The sequence below is a fragment of the Streptomyces flavotricini genome, assembly GCF_020639365.1.
Classification (GTDB): Bacteria; Actinomycetota; Actinomycetes; order Streptomycetales; family Streptomycetaceae; genus Streptomyces; species Streptomyces flavotricini.
In genome coordinates this window covers 4,131,848-4,152,293 of the sequence record NZ_JAINUL010000001.1, presented here as the reverse complement: position 1 = coordinate 4,152,293, position 20,446 = coordinate 4,131,848, and the positions used below count along the sequence as shown (strand labels likewise).

The following is a 20,446-nucleotide window of genomic DNA, read 5'->3' as shown; positions in this document are numbered from 1 at the left end:
CCTCGCCCCTTGATGCTTCGATGAGAAGAGGACTCAAGGGGCTGAGCTCATGCATGTTGTTCTGTTGGAGACGGCATACGTCAGAGGCTTTGACGTCGTGGCCGACATGGCCGACGACGGGATCGAGGTCACCTTCGTCACCGAGCGCCTGGACGCCTACCGGGCCAATGCCGGGTTCGAGCTGCTCGAACGCGCGGCGCGGGTGGTGGAGGTGCCGGACCTGGCCGGCGGCCGCGACCTGGCCGCCCGGTTGCGGGGACGGCTCGGCCCCAACCCGGTCGGCGGCGTGATCTGCCGTGACGAGAACCTCCTGCACGGCGCGGCGCTGTTCGCCCGGGAGCTGGGCCTGCCCCACGAGTCACCGGAGGCGGCGCGGCTGCTCGGCGACAAGTCCGCCGTACGGGAGCGGCTCGGGAAGGCCGGGATCGGCAGCCTGCGCTGGCGCCGGGCGGTCACCGAGGAGGAAGGACTGGCGGCGGTCGACGAGATCGGGCTGCCGTGCGTGATCAAGCCGACGTCCGGCCGGTACTCGGTCGGGGTCACCGTGGCGTGGACCCGCGAGCAGGCCGCCGCCGGGCTGGCCGAGGTGCTGGGGGTCGCGCGCGACGGGAGCGCGGAAGAGGCCGCGAACGGGAACGCAGACGGGAACGGGAACGGGCACGCAGACGGGGGCGGCGCCGGGGACGGCGGCGAGCGGCCCGCCGCGCTCGTCGAGGAGTACGCCGTCGGACGCCACGTCAGCGCCGAACTGCTCGTCCAGGACGGGCGCGTGGTCTTCTACGGCTTCGCCGAGCGCGTCCCGTCGGCGCCCGGCACCACGGCCGAGCTGGGCGGGCACTTCCCGGCCCGCTTCCCGGGCATGGGCGCCGCACGGCGGTTCGTCCTGGACACGGTCGAGGCGCTGGGCGTCCGGGCGAGCGCGCTCCACGTGGAGCTGTTCCTCACGCCGACCGGCCCGGAGCTGATCGAGGTCAACGGCCGGATCGCGGGGCACGTGGTGACCCGCCAGATGTCGCTGGCCCTGGACCGGTCGATCGCCCGGGACCTGGTCGCGCTCGCCACCGGCGCCCCCGTCGAGGACGCGGCCCCGCCGGTGGCCACCGTGGCCCTGCGCGCCCTGTGGAGCCCGGTCGAGGGGATCGTGCGCGGCACGGTTCCCGGGCCCCGGGAGCTGCCGGTCGGAGTGGTCGACTGCGAGGTGACCGTCGGGCCCGGCGACCGGGTGCCGGCGCTGGGGACCAACCACGACCGGTTCGGGTACCTGATGGTGCGCGGCGCCGACGCGGCGACGGCCGGCCGGATCGCCGCGGAAGCCGCGGCCCAGGTGCGGGAGTCGCTGCGCATCGAGCCGGTCGCCCCCGCGCGGCCGGAGGACGGGCGGGAGCGGCCGGAGCCCGGTTCCGCGGGCGGTGAGCACGTGGTGCTGCTGCTGGACGCGGGCGATCCGGTCGAGCGGATCGTGGCCGCGGCCGGTGCGGTGACCGCGCGGCTGACCGTACTGCGGCGTGACGAGCTCACCTTCGACGCGGTGCGCGAGCGGTTCCTCGCGGCGCACGCGGGCGTGCCGGTGGCCGCGGTCCTGTCCTGGTCGGGGGCGTACGAACGGGAGGCGCGGGAACTGCGTGCGCTGGCCGCCGGAGCCGCCCGCCCCGGCGCGGTGGGGAGCGAGGAGCTCGGTGAGCTCGACGGGCTGCTGGAGGAGCTCGCCTTCGTCAGCGACCCCGTGCACACCGTGCTGGCCGTCGCGGCCCCCGGAGGGCGGGTGGACGTGCTCGCCGCGATCGACGAGAGCGGCGACCAGGCCGCCGAGGACGGCAGCACCGAGCGGCGCCTGGTCGCGGGCCCGGTGCCTGCGCGGCTGGTGGCGCGTACCGAGGAGGCCGTGCGCGACGCCGGGACCGAGGGGCCCGCCCGCGTCGTGTTCGGGGCCCGCAACACGCGTCCGCTGGTCCTGCCCGGATTCGACCGGCAGGTCCTCGACCTCTACGACGCCGCCCACCGGCGGAGCCTGGTGACGGCCGCCGCCGAGAGCGCCCTGGGCCGGCCGGTGCGCGCCGCCCTGCCCGACGCCGGGCGGGTGGCCGTTCAGCGTCACGTCCTGTCCGGGCCGGGTCGCTTCCGGGTGGTCGCCGCGACCGACGCCGAGGAGCTGTACGACTGGCCCGAGCTGACGTCCGTACGGACCCCGCTCGACCGTGCGGGCGTCCACAGCGGGCCGGTCGTCCGCCTGGAGTACACCGTGGCCGCGCCGGACACGGTCCGCGCCGAGCAGGCGGTGGCCCGGATCGAGCGCTCACTGCTGTGGAAGACCGAGCCGGCCGACCGTACGCACGTCCTGCTGCTGGACCGCATCGGCCCCCGGGTGTGGACCCGCGACGACGGCTCGCCGCTGCTGGACCCGGACCGCTTCCGCCTCAGCGTGCTGAGCTCGGCCGCGGGCAACACCACCGGCAGCGCCGCCGACTTCGCGGCCCGGACCGACGTGTTCGATCCGGACGGGGTACGGGCCCTGGCGGGCGCGGTGCACGCGCTGCACCCGGTGGACCGGATCGCCACCGTCTCCGAGCGGCTGCTGGAGCCGGCCGCGGAGCTGCGCGCCCGGCTGGGCACGCCGGGCAGTGACCCGGCCACCGCGCGCAAGTTCGTGGACAAGGCGGTGATGAAGCGCATCGCCCGGCGGGCGGGCATCCCCACCGCCGAGGGGCACCTGATCCACACCCCGGAGGACGTCACCGACCTGTTCGCCCGGCACGGCCGGGTCGTGGTCAAGCCGCGGGACGGTTCGGGCTCGTACGGGGTGTCGGTGCTCACCCACGCCCGGCAGGTCGAGCGGTGGGTGCGCGAGGAGTTCACCCCCGGCAGCCACCTGTGCGAGGGGTTCGTGGCGGGGGACATGTGCCACATCGACGCCGTCGTCTACGAGGGCGAGGTGATCTGGGACGTCTCCCGGTACGTGAGCGACACCCTGGCCGTCTCCCGGGTGGAGCCGCTGTCCTCGATCACGGTCGCCGACCCCGCCGTGCGCGCGGCCGCCCGCGGGCTGCTCGGCCAGGTGGTCGACGCCTGGCAGGTCACCGCCGGGGTGCTGCACCTGGAGGCCTTCCTGGACGAGTCCGGCTCCTTCACCTTCTGCGAGGTGGCAGGACGCCCGGGTGGCGCGGGGATCCGCGAGGCCTTCCTCGCCACCACCGGGGTCGACCTCTTCCACGCCAAGATCCTCACCGACGTGGGGCTGGACCCGAGGGCCGGCCGGGTCGCGCCGGTGGGCTCGTACGCGGGCTGGACCGTGCACTTCACGGTCGGCGGGATGCTACTGGACTTCGACGACTCGGCGGTGGCGCAGGACGCGTACTACCGGAACGTGCCGTACCGGATCGGCGACGTGGTTCCCCCGCAGCCGTTCTCGGGGACGGGCGCGTGCACGCACGTCTTCGTCCACGACTCGCACGAGGAGGTGTGCCGGCTGGTCTCGAGCGCCGAGCACGACGTGCGCCTGGTGATCGGGCTGGAGCCGGGGCCGGGGTCCGCGGGGGCCGGGCGGTGATACTCGGCATCCTCGGCAGCGCCTCCGTGGACTCGGTCTCGCGCCGGGTCCTGGAGGTGGCAGCCCAGCGGATCAGGGCGGCCGGAGCCGCGTACGAACTCCTCGACCTGAGCGTGGAGTTCCCCGGCCGGCACCGGATCGAGGACTACGACGACCCGCCCCCGCACAGCCAGACGGCGGCGATCCGCGCCCGCATCGCCGGATCGGGCGGCGTCGTCCTGGCCACGCCGGTCTACCACGGCTCGTACAGCGGGCTGCTCAAGAACGCCCTGGACCACCTGACCGGCGACGCGCTGGCCGACCGGCCCGCGGGGCTGATCGCCGCGGGCGGCGGCCCGCGGGGCGCGGGCACCGCCTGCGACCAGATGCGGGCGGTGGTCCGGGCGCTCGGCGGCTGGGCCGTGCCCACCCACATCGCCTCCGCCCGCGGGGACTTCACGCCGGGGATCCCGCTGGAGGAGCTGCACATACGGATGGACCGGATGGTGGGCGAGCTGCTCTCCTTCCGCTCCGCCCGCCGGGTGCCGACGCCCCTCGTCAGCCACTGACGACGTCGGCCCGCGACGCCCGGCCCCCGCGACCCCCGGCCCCCGTTCCCCCGGCCCCCGTTCCCCCGGTCCCGACCCCTCGACCCCCACCCCCCGATCCCGACCCGATCCCGAATCCAGCGAAGCGAAGCCCGTCACCTGAAAGGACGCGCCATGCCCCCCCGCTCCGCCCGCCCGTCCGCCGCCCCCGAGGACCAGCCGCACGTGCTGCTGATCTCGGGCATCGGCGGCCACCCGCCCGCCGCGGCGCTCGACTCCCTCTCCCGGATCGGCCCCGCGGTGTCCGTCGTGCACATCGCGGCCTGGGGCGACCCCGAACCGGTCCGCGCCGACTGGGCCGCCCGCGGCCTGCGGGGAGAGTTCCTGACCGCGGCCGACCTCGACGACGCGGTCGCCGTGGGCCTCGCCCTCCACGAGCGGTACCCGCTGTCGGGGGTCGTCACCTACTCGGAGCTGCTGCTGCGCCCGCAGGCGGAGCTCGCCGAACGCCTCGGGCTGCCGGGCAACACCCCCGAGGCGGTGGGCATCGCCCAGTCCAAGTCCCGGCAGCGGCAGGTCTTCGCCGAACACGGCGTGCCCTCACCGCGGTTCGCGGAGATCCGCGCGGAGGCGGACCTGGCGGGGGCGGCCCGGGACATCGGCCTGCCGGCCGTCTTCAAACCCTCGCTCGGCGCCGGCAGCCAGAGCGTGCGGCTGGTCCGCACGTACGAGGAGCTCCTGGCGGCCTACCGCGACGGCCGGGCCACCGTCTCGGCCTTCCTGCAGAGCGAGGACGTCTTCCTGCTGGAGGAACGCCTCGAACTGGAGGCGGACGGAGACAGCGGCTGGGCCGCTTACTGCAGCGTCGAATCGCTGCTCGCGGCCGGGGAGCGGCACCACCTGGCCGTCTCCGACCGCATCGAGCTGCGCCACGGCTACGCCGAGGAGGGCGCGTCGATGCCGTCGAGGCTCGACCCCGCCGTCCAGGCGGCCGCCGTCGACTGCGCGGACCGGGCGATCCGGGCCATCGGGCTGACCACCGGGGCCGTGCACACGGAGATCGCGCTGACCCCGCTGGGGCCGCGCGTCATCGAGGTCAACGCCCGCGCGGGCGGCCCGATGCCGGTCATGTTCGAGGTCGGCGCCGGATACGACTACGCCGAGCAGATCGGCCGCAGCGCGCTGGGCCTCGCGCCCGGCGCGGTGCCGGAGTTCGGGCGGACGGCGCTGATGAGGATGGTGCCCATCCCGGCGGGGGAATGGCTGGTGACCGCGCAGACCCCGGTACCGGAGCTGTTGGCGGCTTTCCCCGAACTGGTCTACGTACGGCCGCGGTTCGGGCCGGGCCAGTCGGTGAGCCGGGACCGGACCCTGCACCTGGCGACGTTCATGCTCGGCGCGCCCTCGCCCGCCGCGGCCCTGGAGCTCGCCGACCGCGTCGAGCGGGCCCTCGGCATCGAACTCGCGGAGGCCGCCGCGCGGCCCGAGCCCGCCCTGGCCCGGGCCACGTAGCCGTGGACGCAGACGCCCACCCCCGCCCGACTCCGCAATCCCGCCTACTCATGACGTGGGGATCGCTCCGATGAAGAAACGCATCTACGCCACTGGACTCTCCGACGCCGTCGGACTGGGGATGTACCTGTCCCTGTCCGTCCTCTTCTTCCACAAGGCCGTGGACCTGCCCAACACCGAGATCGGGCTGGTCCTCGGCATCGCCGGCATCACCTCCCTGCTGGGCGCCATGCCCATCGCGCGGGCCGCCGAGCGCTTCGGCACCCGTACCGTGCTGACCGTCCTGTTCCTGGTCCGCGCCGCCGCCTTCCTGGCGCTGGCCGCGTCCTCCTCCTTCATCGCCGCCCTGCTCGCCTCGGCGGTCGCCGGGGTGCTGAGCCGGGGCATCAGCCCGCTGATCGAGTCGGGCCTGATCGCCCGGGCGAGCAACGAGGAGGCGGTCGGGGCGCTCGCCCGGCTCCGGTCGCTGCGCAACGCCGGGATGGCGGCGGGAGCGCTGCCCTCCGGGGCGGCGATCGCGATCGACGAGGCCTGGGCCTACCGGGCGGTGATGGTGCTCTCCGCCGTCCTGTTCATCGGCTGCGCCGCCGTCTGCCGGACCTTCGGTGAAGGCGGCCGCCCTGCCGGGGCCGGGCAGGGCGGGCCCTCACGCGGCAGCGTCCTGCGCGACAGGGCCTTCCTCCGCATCACCGCCCTGTACGGGGCCCTGACCATGTCGGCGCTCATCCTGGGACTCGGCGTCCCGCTGTGGGTGGTCCAGCAGACGCAGGCCCCCGCCTGGACCGTGACCCTGGTCCAGGTCCTCAACACCGCCGTCGTCGTCCTGCTCCAGGTCCGGATCAGCAAGGGGTCCGAGGACTTCCGCACCGCCCGCAGGATGATGCGGCGCGGCGGGCTGCTGTCGGCTCTGGCAGCGGGGATCGTACCGCTGACGACGTTCGGCGGGGCGGGCACGAACCTGGCTCTGGTGGTCGCAGCCGCCCTGCTCTTCTCCCTCGGGGAGCTGTACATCGTGTCCGGCACCACCGGCGCCGCCCTGCTGCACATCCCCGAGGGCCGCAAGACCGGCTACCTCGCCGCCTTCAACCTCGGGTTCGCCGTCACCACCGTGGTCGGACCCCCCCTCATCACCACCTCCGTCGGCTTGGGCGGCTGGGCCTGGCTGGGCTGGGCCGTCTACTTCACCACCGCCGGCCTGGTCGCGATGCGGATCCCGCAGCCGGCCCCGGCCGCCGGGAAGGCGCCGCAGACCGCGGGAGCCGCCGCGTGACGCGGGCCGAGGGAGCATGGGAGCGGGCCCCGAACATCCCTCTTTGCGCGGCTTACCGTCATCCTCGGACGACACGCCTCAGCCCATCTGCCGCTGCGGCCGGTTCGCCGACGGAGTGCCGGAGGAAGCCTCGGCCCGAGTGCGGCCAGCGGCGTGGTCGGCGCCGATCGAGACGCTGTGGGCGGCCGAAGCGAGCGTGAGGTGGCGGTGCCAGCCCTTGAAGGAGCGGCCCGCGAAATCGCGCAGCCCGGCCCGTTCGCCGGTGGTGGCGCTGTCGAACGCCGTCCGCCGGCTGAGCTTGGCCAGTCGCATCAGCCCGTCGAGCGAGGTGGTGGTGAGGTCCGTGAGCCACAGCTCGCTGGGCGGGCCGTTGCGGTTGGTCCACTCGCCCATCAGGAGCCATTGCTGCGGACCGGCGGGCGAGCGGCGCGGCTGCGGCAGCTCGACGCGTATGCCCGCGACCAGGGTGCTGCGGACGACGGGCGTCCCCGAGGAGGGGTCCAGCCATTCGACGGGCCGGCGCAGTCCGCGTACGTGCTGGAGCATGTCGGACACCGGTATGGGGCCGGCACCGTACCCGGGCATCGCCGTGTCGGCGACCCGCAGCTGGTCCATGGCCCGCATCCGGGCCATGACGGGAACTCCCGCCGAGTGGAAGCGGCTCAGCACGGCGCTGCTGACGAAGTCACGGGAGGGCAGCACCACCGGGCGGCGTTCCACCCCGCCCCAGCCGAGGACTTCGAGGGCGGAAGCCGTGGCGCACTCGCCCGGCGACTCCTCGTCGACCCAGTCCGGGATGTCCGCCCGGCGGCGCTTCTCCTCGTCCTGCAACCAGGAAGGGGAGAGGTACAGGCGCCAGTTGACCGGCGCGCTCATCGCCTCCGAGGCCATCCACAGGCCGAAGGAGTGCTGGCCGTGCACGGAGTGCCCCAGCTCCGGGACGAACCGGCGGTCTATTCCCGCCGACTGCTCGCCGGCCTTCTGGATCGGCATGGACTGGACGACCCAGGCCTTGGGCTGCACCGTCTGTTCCGCGTACCGGGCGAGCGCGGCGCGCATCGGGGCCCAGTTCCAGGTGGATTCGCTGATGAAGTGGTGCAGCGACTGCTCGGTGCCCGCTCCGCCGACGACTCCGGCCATGTTGCGGATGGACTTGCGCCCTTCCGCGTAGAGCAGTCCGCGCAGGTACTGCTCGCCGCGGGCACGCTGGTCGCTGCGGCGCAGCGACATGAACAGTTGGGGTGAGAGCTCGGAGATCATCGCTTCGACGATCTGCGCTCTGTGGTCCGCCGTCGTGGTCGGCGGTATGACGGGGGGTGAGTGGGGATCCTGTGCCGGAGGGGTGGCTACAGGTGCTTGGTAGGCGCTGTGCGCGGCGGCAGGCCGGGTGCCGGAATGGTTCGCCGCGCGCCGCACGGTCCGCCGGCTGGCGCCGAGGCCGAAAGTCTTCATCGCTGCTCCTGAGTCCGAGTCAGGACGCAACTGTCCGAGGTGCCGTTCCCGCTTCGTTCCCTCTTCGCTACCGCTTCCCCCCGTAAGCTCTTAGGATCCTGCTGAAGGCTCTTCAGCTGGGGGCATTGAGGGGGATGGGCAAGGAGGCCATGGCTAATTCGGTAGAAAGCCAGGTGCGTTTCAATATTCTCGGACCGCTTGAAGGGTGGACGGCGGGACACCGGTTAAAGCTCGGCGGGCAAATTCACGAACGAGTTCTTGCCACTCTGCTGCTCGAACCGGGAAATATTGTCCCGGTTGTCCGTCTTGTGGAGGCGGTGTGGGATGAGGAACCGCCGGTAACCGCCTCGCACCAGGTGCGTAAGGCCGTCGCCGACCTGCGGCGCAGGATCCCGGGGGGTGGGAACCTGATCGTCACGGACGGTCCGGGCTACCGGGTCCAGGTGACGCGCGATCAGCTCGACCTGCTCCTCTTCAACGGGCACATCCGCGAGGCACGGCACGCCGCCTCCGGGGACCGCCCCGAAGCCGCGGCCGACGAACTGCGCGCCGCCCTGGCCCTGTGGCGCGGCCCCGTGATGTCGGGCGCCGGCGGCTCGGTGGTCGAGGCCGCGGGCGCCGTACTGGAGGAACGCCGGCTGGGCGCCGCCGAGCAGCTCTTCGAGCTGCGCCTGGCACTGGGCGAGGCCGGGGAGCTCATCGGCGACCTGCGCACCCTCATCGCGCAGCACCCGCTGCGGGAGTCGCTGCGCGGCCACCTGATCCTGGCGCTGTACCGCTCCGGGCGCCAGGCGGAGGCGCTCGCCGAGTACGCCAAGGTGCGCGAACTGCTCGTCGAGGAACTCGGCATAGACCCCAGCGCGCAGCTCACCAAGATGTACGAGGACATCCTGCGGGCCTCTCCCGATCTCGACGGTCCGGCCCGGCCGGTCGCCGTGGCCGCCCCGGCCGCGTCCGGGTCCTCGGAGGAAGGGGCCGCGGAGGGCCGGCGCTCCGCGCCGTCCGGCGCCGGGAGCCACCGCTTCCCGACCCTCGCCTCGCTGCACGGCGCTCCGTGCACCCTGCCGCCCGGCGTTCCCGACTTCACCGGTCGCGAACGAGAGCTGGCCGAGGTGCTGGAGGCTTGCCGGCGGGACGCGGGGGAAGGGCCCCAGGTCGTCGCGATCGACGGCATGGGCGGCTGTGGCAAGACCTCGCTGGCGGTGAGGGCGGCCTACCAGCTGGCCGAGGAGTACCCGGACGGCCAGCTCTACGCCGACCTGCGCGGCTTCACCCCCGGTGAGAAGCCGCAGCGGCCGGCCGCGACCCTCGCCGGCCTGCTGCGCACCCTCGGGGTGGCCGCGGACAGCATCCCCGACGACGAGGCGGGTCTGATCGGCCTGTGGCGGGCCACCCTGGCGGGCCGCCGCCTGCTGTTCCTGTTCGACAACGCCCTGGACGCCGGGCAGGTGCTGCCCCTGCTCCCGTCCTCGACCGAGTGCCTGGTGCTGGTCACCAGCCGCGCCCGGCTGCTCGATCTGGACGGCGCGGACTGGATCTCGCTGGGGGTGATGGAGCGGGAGGAGAGCCGGGTGATGCTCACCGAGCTCCTCGGCGACGACCGGGTGGCCAGGGAGCCGGAGGCCGCCGCCGAACTCGCCGATCTGTGCGGCCACCTGCCGCTGGCCCTGCGGCTGGCGGTGGCCCGGCTGCGCAACCGTCCGCGATGGACGGTGCGCTACCTGGTCGAACGGCTGGAGGACGAGACCCGCCGGCTGGACGAGCTGAGCGCGGGCGAGCGCAGTGTGGCCGCCACGCTCAGCCTGTCGTACAAGGCGTTGGAGGAGGAGCTCCAGGCCGCCTTCTGCCTGCTGGGCCTGCATCCGGGCGCGGAGGTGGACGTCTACTCGGCCGCGGCCCTGCTGAGGACCGGGGTCCGGGACGCGGAGGACATGCTGGAGGACCTCCTCGACATGCACCTGCTCGTGCAGAACGACCCGGGGATGTACGCCTTCCACGACCTGGTGCGCACGTACGCGCTCTCGCTCGGCGAGGGCAGGAGCGGTCGCGAGGCCCGGGAGGCCGACGGCCGGCTGCTCGGTTACTACACGTCGGCGACCGAGGCGGCCTGCGCCCTGCTGTTCCCCACCCGCCGCAGCATGGACGTGGACGCGCCGGACACCGCGTACGCGCTGCCGCCGATGCGCCGTGAGGACCGCACCCTGGAGTGGTTCGACCGGGAGGTCGCGGGCATCCAGACCCTCCTGGCCCGGGGCGGCCACGAGGGGACCCCGCAGCTGGTGTTCGCCCTGGCCCGCAACGCGTCCTTCCACCTGAACCTCCGCGGACGGTTCGCGGAGTTCGAATCGGTGAGCCGGGCGGGCCTGACCGCCACGCGCGGCATGGGCGATCCCCTGCTCATCTGCCAGACGCTCAACAACCTCGGGGTGGCGCGCTGGAGACTCGGCCGCTTCACCGAGGCGGTGGAGGCCGGGGAAGAGGCGCTCGACTGGGCACGGAAGGCCGGTGGCCCGGACGACCAGGCGGTCTCCCTGGGGCTGCTCGGGCTCGCGCACTACGCGCTGGGCAATCTGGCGAGCTCGTACGACTACACGACGGAGGCGGTAAGGGCGTTCCAGAAGGGGGAGGGCGCCGGTCTGGTGCAGCAACAGGCGGAGGACCTCAACACGCTCGGCACCGTGTGCCTGGCGCTCGGCCGTCACGACGAGGCGGCCGATGCCGTGCGCAGGGTGATCGAGATCTGCCGGGCCTATCCCTCCCCGGGGGTGGAGGTCACCGCGTGGACGAGCCTGGCTCTGGCCCACATAGGGAAGGGCGACTTCGAGGCCGCCCACGACAGCGTGACGCGGTCGTGGGCGCTGAGCGCCACCGCCATGGAAGAGAACATGGTCCTCGCACTCGCCGTCTCCTCCGACGTGAGCGACCGGCTCGGAGACGTCCGCCGGGCGCAGGAGCACGAGGAGCGGGCCCTGGAGCTGATCAGCCCGAGGACCTCGACGCAGCGGCGCTCCCGGGTGGACAACCTCCTGGCGCTCAAGCACGGCCGCAACGGCCGCCACGAAGAGGCCCTGCGTCTGCACGAGCGGGCACTGGAGATGGCTGAGGTGATGGGATACCGCGTCGAGATGGCGCACGCGCTGGACGGGATGGCGGCCGCAGCCGAGCGGCTCGCCCAGCCGGCTGCGGGCGAGTACCGGGAGCGCGCCGACATGCTCTTCGAGGCCATGGGGGTGCCGCCTGAGGGGCGCCGCACCATCTGATCGCAGTTTCCGGCGCGCGGTGGCCACCGCGCGCCGGCACGGAAAAGCAGTGGGCCCCGTCCGGTGTCGGACGGGGCCCACTGCGTGCGCGGGGGGCGGGTCAGATGCCCTTCGGGGGAACCGGGGGGTTGGTCGGGGCGACGCCCGGCCCCTTGTCCTCGGCCAGCACGGAGTGCCCCCCCTTCGTGCCGTTGGCCTGGTGGTCCTGCTCGACCGCCGCACCCAGGCCGAGGGTGAGGACGAGGGCGAAGATACCGACCAGACCAGCGAACTTGCCGCGCATTTCGTTCCCCTTGTTTGTTGTGAAATCCCGTGTCGCTTTCGACGTGACAGAGATTCGCAACGGGGCTTCCTGCTCCAGTCCCTCTCCGTTCCCGCTTGAGCGGGGGGTGGTAAGGGAACGGAACAGGAACGGGCAGTCTAACGAGAAAACCGGGGGGCTATCCGGTATTTGGTTGGCCGAATATCGACGTTCGGTTATCGGTGGATTGCCGGTCAGGAAAAGGAGAGTCGGAGTTCCGCTTCGAGTCGTCCCAGATCCCGTGCATGGCCGTGAGCCGCTATATGACCGTCCGGCCGGATCAAGTAGTACCCCGCGGAGCGACATCCGGCCTGCGCGGCGGCGTCGCGGCGACGTATGGTCACCTGTCGCAACAGTGGCCATTGCGCCACGATGTGGCCCAATTCCTCCTCCCAGGCCCTGTTCCCGTCCGGGACGACCGCCAGATTCCAGCCGTGCGGATCCGCGGCCGGTCCGGAGATTCCGTACGCGAGTGCCAGATGGCGCGGGAAGACCGCTCCGACCTCCAGCGCGCCGGGCAGCGAGCGCCGCACGCGGCAGCCCGTCCAGCCCGAGGGCTGCTGGGTGTCGCGGGTCGGCGGGTACGAGAGCCGGCGGCCCGCCATCACGGGGGCGTAGAACTCCGAGACGATCCCGGTCCGGTCGAGGAGCCGGAACGCCGCGTCGCGCGCAGCCACCGAGGCCTTGGACTTGAACAGCCAGGCCCTGGTCTGGAAGTCGGTGTCGCGCACGAGCTGCCGGGTGACCTCCGCCCGCTCTTCTCCGTAAGAGGAGAGCAGGGAGGAGGGGGACTCGCCCCGGATCACCGAGGCCAGCTTCCAGGCGAGGTTGTGGGCGTCCTGGAGGCCGTTGTTCATGCCCTGCCCGCCGGCCGGGCTGTGGACGTGGGCGGCGTCGCCCGCGAGGAAGACCCGGCCGCGCTGGAACTCGCTCGCCCGCCGGGCGTGAACCCGGAACACGGCCTTCCAAACCGCCTCCTTGATCCGAACGCCGCGCGGCCCGCGCTCGTCGATGACGGCCTGCATCATCGGGACGTCGACCTCGCCGCCGCCCTGGGGCATCACCGACAGGAACCGGTAGATCCCGCCCGGGATGGGCACGATCACCAGTGCACCGTTCGCGGACTGGTAGAAGTGGCACTCGTCCGGCGGTAGATACCCATCGATGCGGGCATCGATGAGTGCGAACGCCATCTCGTACGTCGATCCCTCGAATCCGACGCCGAGTTGGCCCCGGACGGCGCTGCCGGCGCCGTCCGCGCCGACGACGAACGGCACCCGCAGCCGCTGCAGCCCCTCGGGGGTCTCCAGCACCGCCGTCACGCCGTCGGTGGCCTCGATCCGGCCGGAGTAGTCCAGACCGTCCAGGGCCAGCAGCCGCACCCCGCGCTCGATCTTGCCGCCGAGTGCCTGCAGCCGCTCGGTGAGCAGCCGCTCGGTGACGTGCTGGGGCAGGGTGCGGCACGCCAGGTCGTCCGAGAACCCGAAGGAGGCCAGCGGGCGCCGTTCGGAGAAGTAGCTCAGCGTGTTGATCCGTACGGACTCCTCGTCGACCACGCCGCCCAGACCGGTGTCCTCGAGGATGTCGAGGGCGCGCGGCCAGACGGACAGGGCCTTGGGGGTCAGCATGGGTTCGACGGCACGGTCGATCACGCGGACCCGGATGCCGCGCCGCAGCAGTTCGACGGCGGTCAGCAGGCCGGTGGGGCCGGCCCCGACCACCAGGACGTCCAGGTCGGACGCCCCGGCGGCGGCGGGTGCCGCTGCGCTCTCTCTCGTGGGCCGGCTCTCGCCGGTTATCAGGTCAGCCATGGCCTCTGGGACTCTCTCAGTCGGTGCGGACGCCGGTGGTGATGGAGTTCTCCGGCTCGGTGGGCAGGCGGTCGAGGCTGATGCCGAAGTGCGTCTTGTACGCGGCGATGACCTCGGCGTCGTCCTGGAGGACGGTCTTCGAGCGCTGGTCGCCGTCGACGACGTTCAGGTGGCGGCCCTTGAGGGTCACCAGACCGTTCTCGGTGCGGATGGAGCAGAACAGGGCCTGCATGAAGGAGGAGTCGGGCGCCGTGCGGTACCACCACAGCGACGGGGCGTAGTCCTCGATGCGGACCGGGGTCTCGACGACCTGGTACAGCGGGCGGCCGCCGAGCCACAGGTCGACGGTGCCGGGCTTGTCCTCGACGTCCTTGAGCTGGTACTCGCCGTGCGGGTCGCTCTGGACCTCGCGGCTGTTCCAGTCGAGCGGGAAACGGCTGTTGCGGCCGAAGCCGGTGTCGACGAGGTACGCGTTCTCGCCGATGGTCACCTTGAGGGCGAGGTGGCCGAGGAACGGGCCCACGCCCTCCGGCCGGTGCACGCGGCCCGGCAGGATGTCGACCTCGTAGCCCAGGGCCTCCAGCACGAAGCCGAGCGCCGGGTTGACCTCGTAGCAGCCGCCGCCGCGGCTGTCGATCGCGACCTTGTCCACGGACCGCTTGTCCATGTGGATCTCGCGGCCTTCGAGGTGGTAGTCGAGGTTCTCGAACGGGACGGACAGCACGGCGCGTTCGGCCAGGTGGCGCAGTCCGGCGAGGTCGGGCTGCGCGGGGCGGCTCGCGCCGATCCGGGTGAGGTAGGCGTCGACCCGGGCGTCGTCGATCGGGGTTGCGTCCAGCATGGAATCTCCTTGAAGGGTGTCGCCCCCGGGGGCAGGCGAGGGCGGGGAGGGAGGGGCCCGCGGGAGGTGGGCTACCAGCGGATGAGCGACAGACCCAGGGCCATGCCGCCGCCGAAGCCCGCGAGCAGGACCAGGTCGCCTTCGGCCAGCCGGCCGGAGCGGGCCGCGCGGTCGAGGGTGATCGGGACGGAGGCGGAGCCGGTGTTCCCGTACCTCTCGTAGGTCGTCCAGGTGCGTTCGGTACCCACGCCGATTTCCTCGGAAAGGTTTTCCAGCATGCGTCCGTTGGCCTGGTGCGGAACGAAATGCGAGATGTCCGCAGGGGTGAGGCCGCGTTCCGAAAGGAACGCGTCGATGGCGGGCGGGACATTCTCGGCGACGAAATCGCGGACGCCCCGGCCGTTCATGGTGAAGTACTGAAGCCCCTCGGCGAGGGTTTCGGCGGTCGCCGGAATACGGCTGCCACCGCCGGGGACCTCGATGAGATGACGGTCGGCCGCATAACTGGCCAGCCGGTTCGCCAGGACGCCGCGCCCTTCGCCGGCCACCGGGCCGAGTACGACGGCGCCGGCGCCGTCACCGAACAGGATGGTGGTGCGCCGGTCCTCGCGGTTGAGGATCCGGGAGTACACGTCGGCGCCGATGACCAGGGCGTAGCCCTCGCCGGTGGCGGACGCGAGCATGCCCTGCGCCGTGGCCAGCGCGAACAGGAAGCCCGTGCAGACGCCGTTGACGTCGAAGGCGGCGGTGCCCTGGTCGGCGCCGAGCTCGTCGGCGACCACGGCCGCCGTCGGCGGCTGGGGCTGGTCCGGGGTGGAGGTGGCCACCACGATGAAGGACAGCTGCCGGGCGCGGATCCCGGCGCTCTCCAGTGCCGCCCGTCCCGCGATCACCGCGAGATCGGATGTTGCTTCATCGGGCTTCGCCCAACGCCGCTCGCGTATTCCCGTCTTGCCGAGTATCCATTCGTGATCGACTCCGGCCGGCGCTCCGACTTCTTCGTTGGATACGACATGAGCCGGTACGTACGACCCCGTACCGAGCACGCCCACCGAAAAAGCATTGCGCGCACCGTGATTTCCCGTCGTGATCATTTCTACGACTCCTCAACACTGCGTGAAACTTATGGTTCCGTCCCCGGGAAAAGCCGACAACGGCATCCGTGGGACCTTGTCAGGTACGGGGTCGCGGGGCGGTCCGGGCGGGCCGGACCGCCCCGCGCCGCGTCAGGCGGCGAGCATCCGCGCGGTCAGCGAGGCCAGGAGGTCCCCGGTGATGCGCGGCCCGTTCTGGGTCAGCACCGATTCGGCGTGGAACTGCATCGAGGCGAAGTGCGGGCCGCGCAGCGCGTGCACCTCCCCCGTCTGCGGATCGCGGCTGATGTCCACGAGCCCGACACCGGGGATCACGGCCGAGTCGACCAGGGAACGGGCGGCGAAGGTGTTGTAGAAACCGACCCGTTCGGGCCTGCCGAAGAAGTCGATCTCCTTCTGCACGCCCTGGTTGGGTTCGTCGCGGCGGACCAGGTCGAAGCCGAGCGCCGTGGACAGCACTTGGTGGCTGAGGCAGACGGCCAGGAAGGGCCGCCGCTCGTCCAGCAGGTTCCGTACCGCCGCGCGCAGATGGGCGATCTTGGGGTGGGAGCCGTCCCGGGGGTCGCCCGGGCCGGGGCCCATCACCACCAGGTCGTGCCCGTCGAAGGAGTACGACTCGTCGTACCGGCGGATCGTCACGTCCAGCCCGATCGAGTCCAGTTGGCGGGCGATCATCGCCGTGAACGTGTCCTCGGCGTCGATCACCAGGACGCTCCGGCCGGCCAGCTCCGGATCGACGGCCGCACGGTCCTGGTCCTCCTTGAGCCAGTAGCCGGCGATCGTGCGGTTGCGGTCCTCCAGTGCCGCGCGGACGGTGGGGTGGGAGGCGAACCGGGTCTTGCCCGCCCCCGATTCGAGGGCCGCGAGCAGCCCGGCCGCCTTGGCCGCGGTCTCGGCCACCTCCGACCAGGGGTCGGAGTGGCGCACCAGGGTGGCGCCGACCCCGATGCGGACCTCGCCGCCGGCGCCGATGTCGGCCGTGCGGATCAGGATCGAGGAGTCCAGCGCGTCCCCGCCCTGCTCGTCGCGGCCGATCAGGGCCAGCACGCCGCTGTAGTAACCACGGCCCTGGGGCTCGTACTTGGCGATCACCTGGGCGGCGCTCTCCAGCGGGCTGCCGGTGACGGTCGGGGCGAACAGGGTCTCGCGCAGGATCTCCTCCGGGGGCCGCGTGCTGCGGCCCTCGATGAAGTACTCGGTGTGGGCGAGGCGGGCCATCTCCTTGAGGTACGGACCGTCGACGCGGGCACCGCCCTCGCAGATCCGGGCCATCATCTTCAGTTCCTCGTCCACCACCATGTAGAGCTCGTCGACCTCCTTGGTGTCGGCGAGGAAGTCCATCACCTCCGGCAGCGAGGGCCCGGCCGCCGGATAGCGGTACGTGCCGCTGATCGGGTTCATGACGGCGGTGCCCTGGCGCAGGCTGACGTGCCGCTCGGGACTGGCGCCGACGAGGGTGCGCTCGCCGGTGTGCACGACGAAGGTCCAGTACGCGCCCGACTCCCTTTCCAGCAGCCGCCGGAAGAGGGTCAGCGCGTGCCCGGTGGAGTACGCGCGGATCCCGGTGGTCCAGGAGCGCTTGAGGACGAAGTTGGCGCCCGCGCCCTCGCCGATCTCGTCGGAGATCACCCGGCGCACGGTGTCCGCGTACTCCTCGTCGGAGACGTCGAACGCCCCTCCTTCGAGATCGATCGGCAGGTCGGGGATCCGGGCGAGCGCCTCGACCAGCGAGATCTGCTCCTGCCCGGTGACGGTCATCGCGACCAGCGGGGTGTCCTCCGCGGGGGCGGCGAAGCCCCGTTCGGAGATCTGCCGGTACGGGATCAGCGCGAGCACCTCGTGCCGGGAGCCGTCGCCGGCCGGCGCGGCCGCGGTGCCCGCGGCACCCGACGCACGCAGCTGCGCCAGCGAGTCCACGGTGGCGCTCTCGCCGACGATGACGTCGAGGATCCCCGGACCGGTGGCTTCCGGGCGGTAGAGGAGGGCGAAGGGGGGCGGATTGGGGCCCAGGACGCGGGCCAGCAGGGGCGAGGTCATCCTGCGATCTCCTTGGCGGTGGTGACGACCGCGCAGCGCTTGGACGCGTAGTCGATGGCCAGCCGGTGCTCCAGCTCGGTGAAGTCGCCGATCGCGTCCGCGACCAGGAAGGTCTGGATGTCGTGGCTGAAGGACTCGATGGCCGTGGTCAGCACGCCGACGTGCGCGTAGACACCGCAGATGACGAGCTGGTCCCGGCCGGCGGCGCGCATGCGCTCCAGCAGGTCGGTGTTGAAGAAGGCGCTGTAGCGCCACTTGGTGCAGACCCAGTCCCCGGGGTCGGGTGCGAGCGCGGGGACGACCTCACGGTCCTCGGGCGTCGTCCGCATCCCCGGGCCCCAGATGTCCGCGAGCAGCCCGCGCTGCTCGGGGGTCATGCCGCCCGGCTGGGCGGTGTAGGCGACGGGGGCGCCGTGGGCCTTGAAGTGCTCCCGCAGCAGCGCGGCGTTGTCGGTCAGCTCGGCGCGCAGCGCCTGGGGGAAGGGCGCGAGGAAGTAGCGCTGCATGTCGTGGACGAGCAGTACGGCCCGGTCAGGGTCGAAGGTCCACTGCGGTATGGACGGGGGGATGTCTCCCGCGGTCGGGAGGGGATAGGGCTCGATGGTCGGTATGCCGGCCATGACTGTCCTCTCGGATGTCTGATCCTCAAAGCGGGTGCGCAGGGTGGATGGACGGGTGGAGCGGGTGGAGCCGGTGGAGCGGGTCGGGTGGTGTGGGCGGGGCGGGCTCACGCGCCGAGCGTGGCGCCGCCGTCCACGGTGAGGACGTGCAGGGTGATGTGCGCCGCGCGGTCGGAGAGCAGGAAGAGCACGGATTCGGCGATGTCGGTGGTGCGGGCGAGCTTGCTCAGCGGGATGCCGACCTTGAAGGACTCGGGGCTGCCCGCGATGGTCTTCGCGGGGCCCTGCTCGTCCTCCCACATGGAGGCGAGCATCGCCGTGTCGGTGGACCCGGGGGCGACGACGTTGCAGCGGATGTTGTGCTTGGCCACTTCGAGGCCGAGCGTCTTGGTGAGCATGGTCGCGGCGGCTTTCGACGCGCCGTACGCGGCCATGGCGGTACGCGGGGTACCGGCCGCGTTCGAGGCGACGGTGACGATGGCCCCGCGGTTGCGGGGGACCATCCGGTTGACGGCGGCGCGGGACAGCCGGAAGACGCCGCTGACGTTGACCTCGAAGGTCTGCAGCCAGTCCTCGTCGCTGAAGTCCCGTACCTCGCCCAGGCGCAGGATCCCCGCCGTGTTGACGAGGAAGTCCACCGGCCCGAGTTCGGATTCGACGGTGTCCACGACCGACTCGACCTGTTCGGTGACGGTGACGTCGGCCGGGTGGGCGTGGACGTCCAGCCCGTCGGCGGCGAGCTTCTCCACCGATTCGCGCAGCCTCTCGGCGTCGCGGTCGATGGCGGCCACCGTCGCGCCCTCCTCGGCGAGCAGGCGGGCTACGGCCAGACCGATGCCTCCCGCGGCTCCTGTGACGAGGGCGACCTTGTTCTCCATGTCCAATCTCCCTGCTGGTTCAGGCTCGCCATTGCGTCACCACGGCGTAGGCCTGGTTCGGGTTGAGGCGGGGGTCGCACAGGCTCGTGTACTTGTCTCCGACCGTGTGCAGCTGGTCCTCACCGGTCGCGCACTCGGTGACGTCGTCCGGGGTGGTCTCCAGGTGCAGACCGCCCGCGATCCCGCCGCCCTGGGCGACTGCGGCCTGGAAGCCCTGGATCTCCTTGACGACGGTGTCGACCAGACGGGTCTTGTGACCGCCGGGGGCGGAGAAGGTGTTGCCGTGCATGGGGTCGGTCAGCCAGATCACCGGGTGTCCGGCCTGCCGCACCGCGTCGACGAGCGCGGGCAGGCGCTCGGCGACCAGGTCGGCGCCCATGCGGGCGATCAGGGTGAGGCGGCCGGGCTCGCGCCACGGGTCGAGGCGCCGGCAGAGCTCGATGAGCTCCTCCGGCTCCATCGAGGGGCCCACCTTGCAGGCGACGGGGTTGACGACCCCGGCCAGCATGTCCACGTGGGGTCCGTCGATCTGGCGGGTGCGCTCGCCGATCCACGGGAAGTGGGTCGAGGTCAGCAGCGGGCTGCCCTCCTCGTCCCAGCGCATCATGGGCAGTTCGTAGTCCAGGAGCAGTGCCTCGTGGCTGGTCCACACCGGCGGGCAGATGCCGGAGCGGCGGGCCGGGTCGGTCCAGCCGAGGTGGGCCATGGCCTGCGCGGCGGAGCGGTAGCCGGAGAGCAGGCGGAACGGGTCGGGGAGGCGGTCGGCCAGGCCGGCCTCGGGGCCGTTGACCATGTGGCCGCGGTACACGGGCAGTTCCACCCCGTCCACGACCTCGGTCGGGCGCGAGCGCGGCTTGGCGAACTGGCCGGCGAGCCGGCCGATCCGGACCACCGGCTTGTGCGTGATCATCTTCAACGTGCCGGCGAGCATGTCGAGGAGGGCGGACTTGCGCGCGATGTAGCCGGCGTCGCACTCCGACGGGTCCTCGGCGCAGTCGCCCGCCTGCACCACGAAGGCCTCGCCCGAGGCGACCCGGGCGAGGTGGGACCGCAGACGGCGGACGTCTCCGGCATTGACCAAAGCGGGACGCTGGGAAAGATCGTCCTTCACCTTGGCCAGTTCGGGGAAATCGGCCCAGTCGGGCTGTTGGAGGGCCGACGCTTTTCTGACGGTGAGTGAAGCTGTAACCACAGGAAACTCCCAGGAAATGGGCCCAAGTCTGGCGTATGGGCAGAACTGAGGGGTGGCGGATTATCGATGCTGCTGGGTAATTGGAGCGGGCCCCACCCGTCAATGGG

General features: G+C 72.3%; 14 protein-coding genes. 5 read left to right on the top strand and 9 right to left on the bottom strand.

Annotated elements, in window-relative coordinates; genetic code table 11:
- Positions 1 to 49 precede the first annotated feature (49 nt).
- The 4 genes from K7B10_RS18695 (at position 50) to K7B10_RS18680 (ending at position 6,853) form a co-directional block, all read left to right on the top strand.
- On the top strand, positions 50 to 3,544 hold the full coding sequence (locus tag K7B10_RS18695) for a hypothetical protein (protein WP_229337293.1): 3,495 nt from the start codon (positions 50 to 52) through the stop codon (positions 3,542 to 3,544).
- Positions 3,541 to 4,092 carry an NADPH-dependent FMN reductase gene (locus K7B10_RS18690; RefSeq protein WP_229337291.1) on the top strand — a complete coding sequence of 184 codons (552 nt, stop codon included), beginning with the start codon at positions 3,541 to 3,543 and terminating at the stop codon, positions 4,090 to 4,092. Before K7B10_RS18695 ends, K7B10_RS18690 begins: the two co-directional genes overlap by 4 nt.
- A 153-nt stretch (positions 4,093 to 4,245) precedes the next feature.
- Positions 4,246 to 5,583, top strand: coding sequence for an ATP-grasp domain-containing protein (locus tag K7B10_RS18685; RefSeq protein ID WP_229337289.1), 1,338 nt, complete (start codon positions 4,246 to 4,248; stop codon positions 5,581 to 5,583).
- Between the two features lie 70 nt (positions 5,584 to 5,653).
- Positions 5,654 to 6,853, top strand: a complete 1,200-nt coding sequence (locus tag K7B10_RS18680; protein WP_229337287.1) for an MFS transporter — start codon at positions 5,654 to 5,656, stop codon at positions 6,851 to 6,853.
- A gap of 78 nt (positions 6,854 to 6,931) precedes the next feature.
- Here K7B10_RS18680 and K7B10_RS18675 read toward each other — a convergent pair whose 3' ends face one another.
- Positions 6,932 to 8,113, bottom strand: a complete 1,182-nt coding sequence (locus K7B10_RS18675) for an IS701 family transposase (protein WP_229337285.1) — start codon at positions 8,111 to 8,113, stop codon at positions 6,932 to 6,934.
- Between the two features lie 548 nt (positions 8,114 to 8,661).
- On the opposite strand from K7B10_RS18675, the gene K7B10_RS18670 reads away from it, so the two are divergent.
- On the top strand, positions 8,662 to 11,565 hold the full coding sequence (locus K7B10_RS18670) for an AfsR/SARP family transcriptional regulator (RefSeq protein ID WP_308284604.1): 2,904 nt from the start codon (positions 8,662 to 8,664) through the stop codon (positions 11,563 to 11,565).
- Between the two features lie 100 nt (positions 11,566 to 11,665).
- On the opposite strand, the gene K7B10_RS18665 is transcribed toward K7B10_RS18670, so the two are convergent.
- The 8 genes from K7B10_RS18665 to K7B10_RS18630 form a co-directional block, all read right to left on the bottom strand.
- Positions 11,666 to 11,848 carry a hypothetical protein gene (locus tag K7B10_RS18665; protein WP_229337280.1) on the bottom strand — a complete coding sequence of 61 codons (183 nt, stop codon included), beginning with the start codon at positions 11,846 to 11,848 and terminating at the stop codon, positions 11,666 to 11,668.
- Between the two features lie 212 nt (positions 11,849 to 12,060).
- Positions 12,061 to 13,677, bottom strand: a complete 1,617-nt coding sequence (locus K7B10_RS18660; RefSeq protein ID WP_229337277.1) for an FAD-dependent monooxygenase — start codon at positions 13,675 to 13,677, stop codon at positions 12,061 to 12,063.
- 16 nt (positions 13,678 to 13,693) lie between these two features.
- Complete coding sequence (locus K7B10_RS18655) at positions 13,694 to 14,518, bottom strand: arylamine N-acetyltransferase family protein (RefSeq protein ID WP_229337275.1); 825 nt, start codon at positions 14,516 to 14,518, stop codon at positions 13,694 to 13,696.
- A gap of 71 nt (positions 14,519 to 14,589) precedes the next feature.
- The gene (locus K7B10_RS18650; RefSeq protein ID WP_051806056.1) at positions 14,590 to 15,612 is read right to left on the bottom strand and encodes a 3-oxoacyl-ACP synthase III family protein; all 1,023 of its coding nucleotides are present in this window, start codon (positions 15,610 to 15,612) and stop codon (positions 14,590 to 14,592) included.
- A gap of 132 nt (positions 15,613 to 15,744) precedes the next feature.
- A complete protein-coding gene (locus tag K7B10_RS18645) occupies positions 15,745 to 17,649 on the bottom strand; it encodes an anthranilate synthase family protein (protein WP_229337272.1) in 1,905 nt (634 codons plus the stop codon).
- Entirely contained in the window at positions 17,646 to 18,269 is a 624-nt protein-coding gene (locus K7B10_RS18640; protein WP_229337270.1) for an isochorismatase family protein, read from the bottom strand. The genes K7B10_RS18645 and K7B10_RS18640 overlap by 4 nt, the downstream gene beginning before the upstream one ends.
- Positions 18,270 to 18,376: 107 nt before the next feature.
- Entirely contained in the window at positions 18,377 to 19,147 is a 771-nt protein-coding gene (locus tag K7B10_RS18635; protein WP_229337268.1) for a 2,3-dihydro-2,3-dihydroxybenzoate dehydrogenase, read from the bottom strand.
- 19 nt (positions 19,148 to 19,166) lie between these two features.
- Positions 19,167 to 20,339, bottom strand: a complete 1,173-nt coding sequence (locus K7B10_RS18630) for a 3-deoxy-7-phosphoheptulonate synthase (protein ID WP_229337266.1) — start codon at positions 20,337 to 20,339, stop codon at positions 19,167 to 19,169.
- Positions 20,340 to 20,446: the final 107 nt, after the last annotated feature.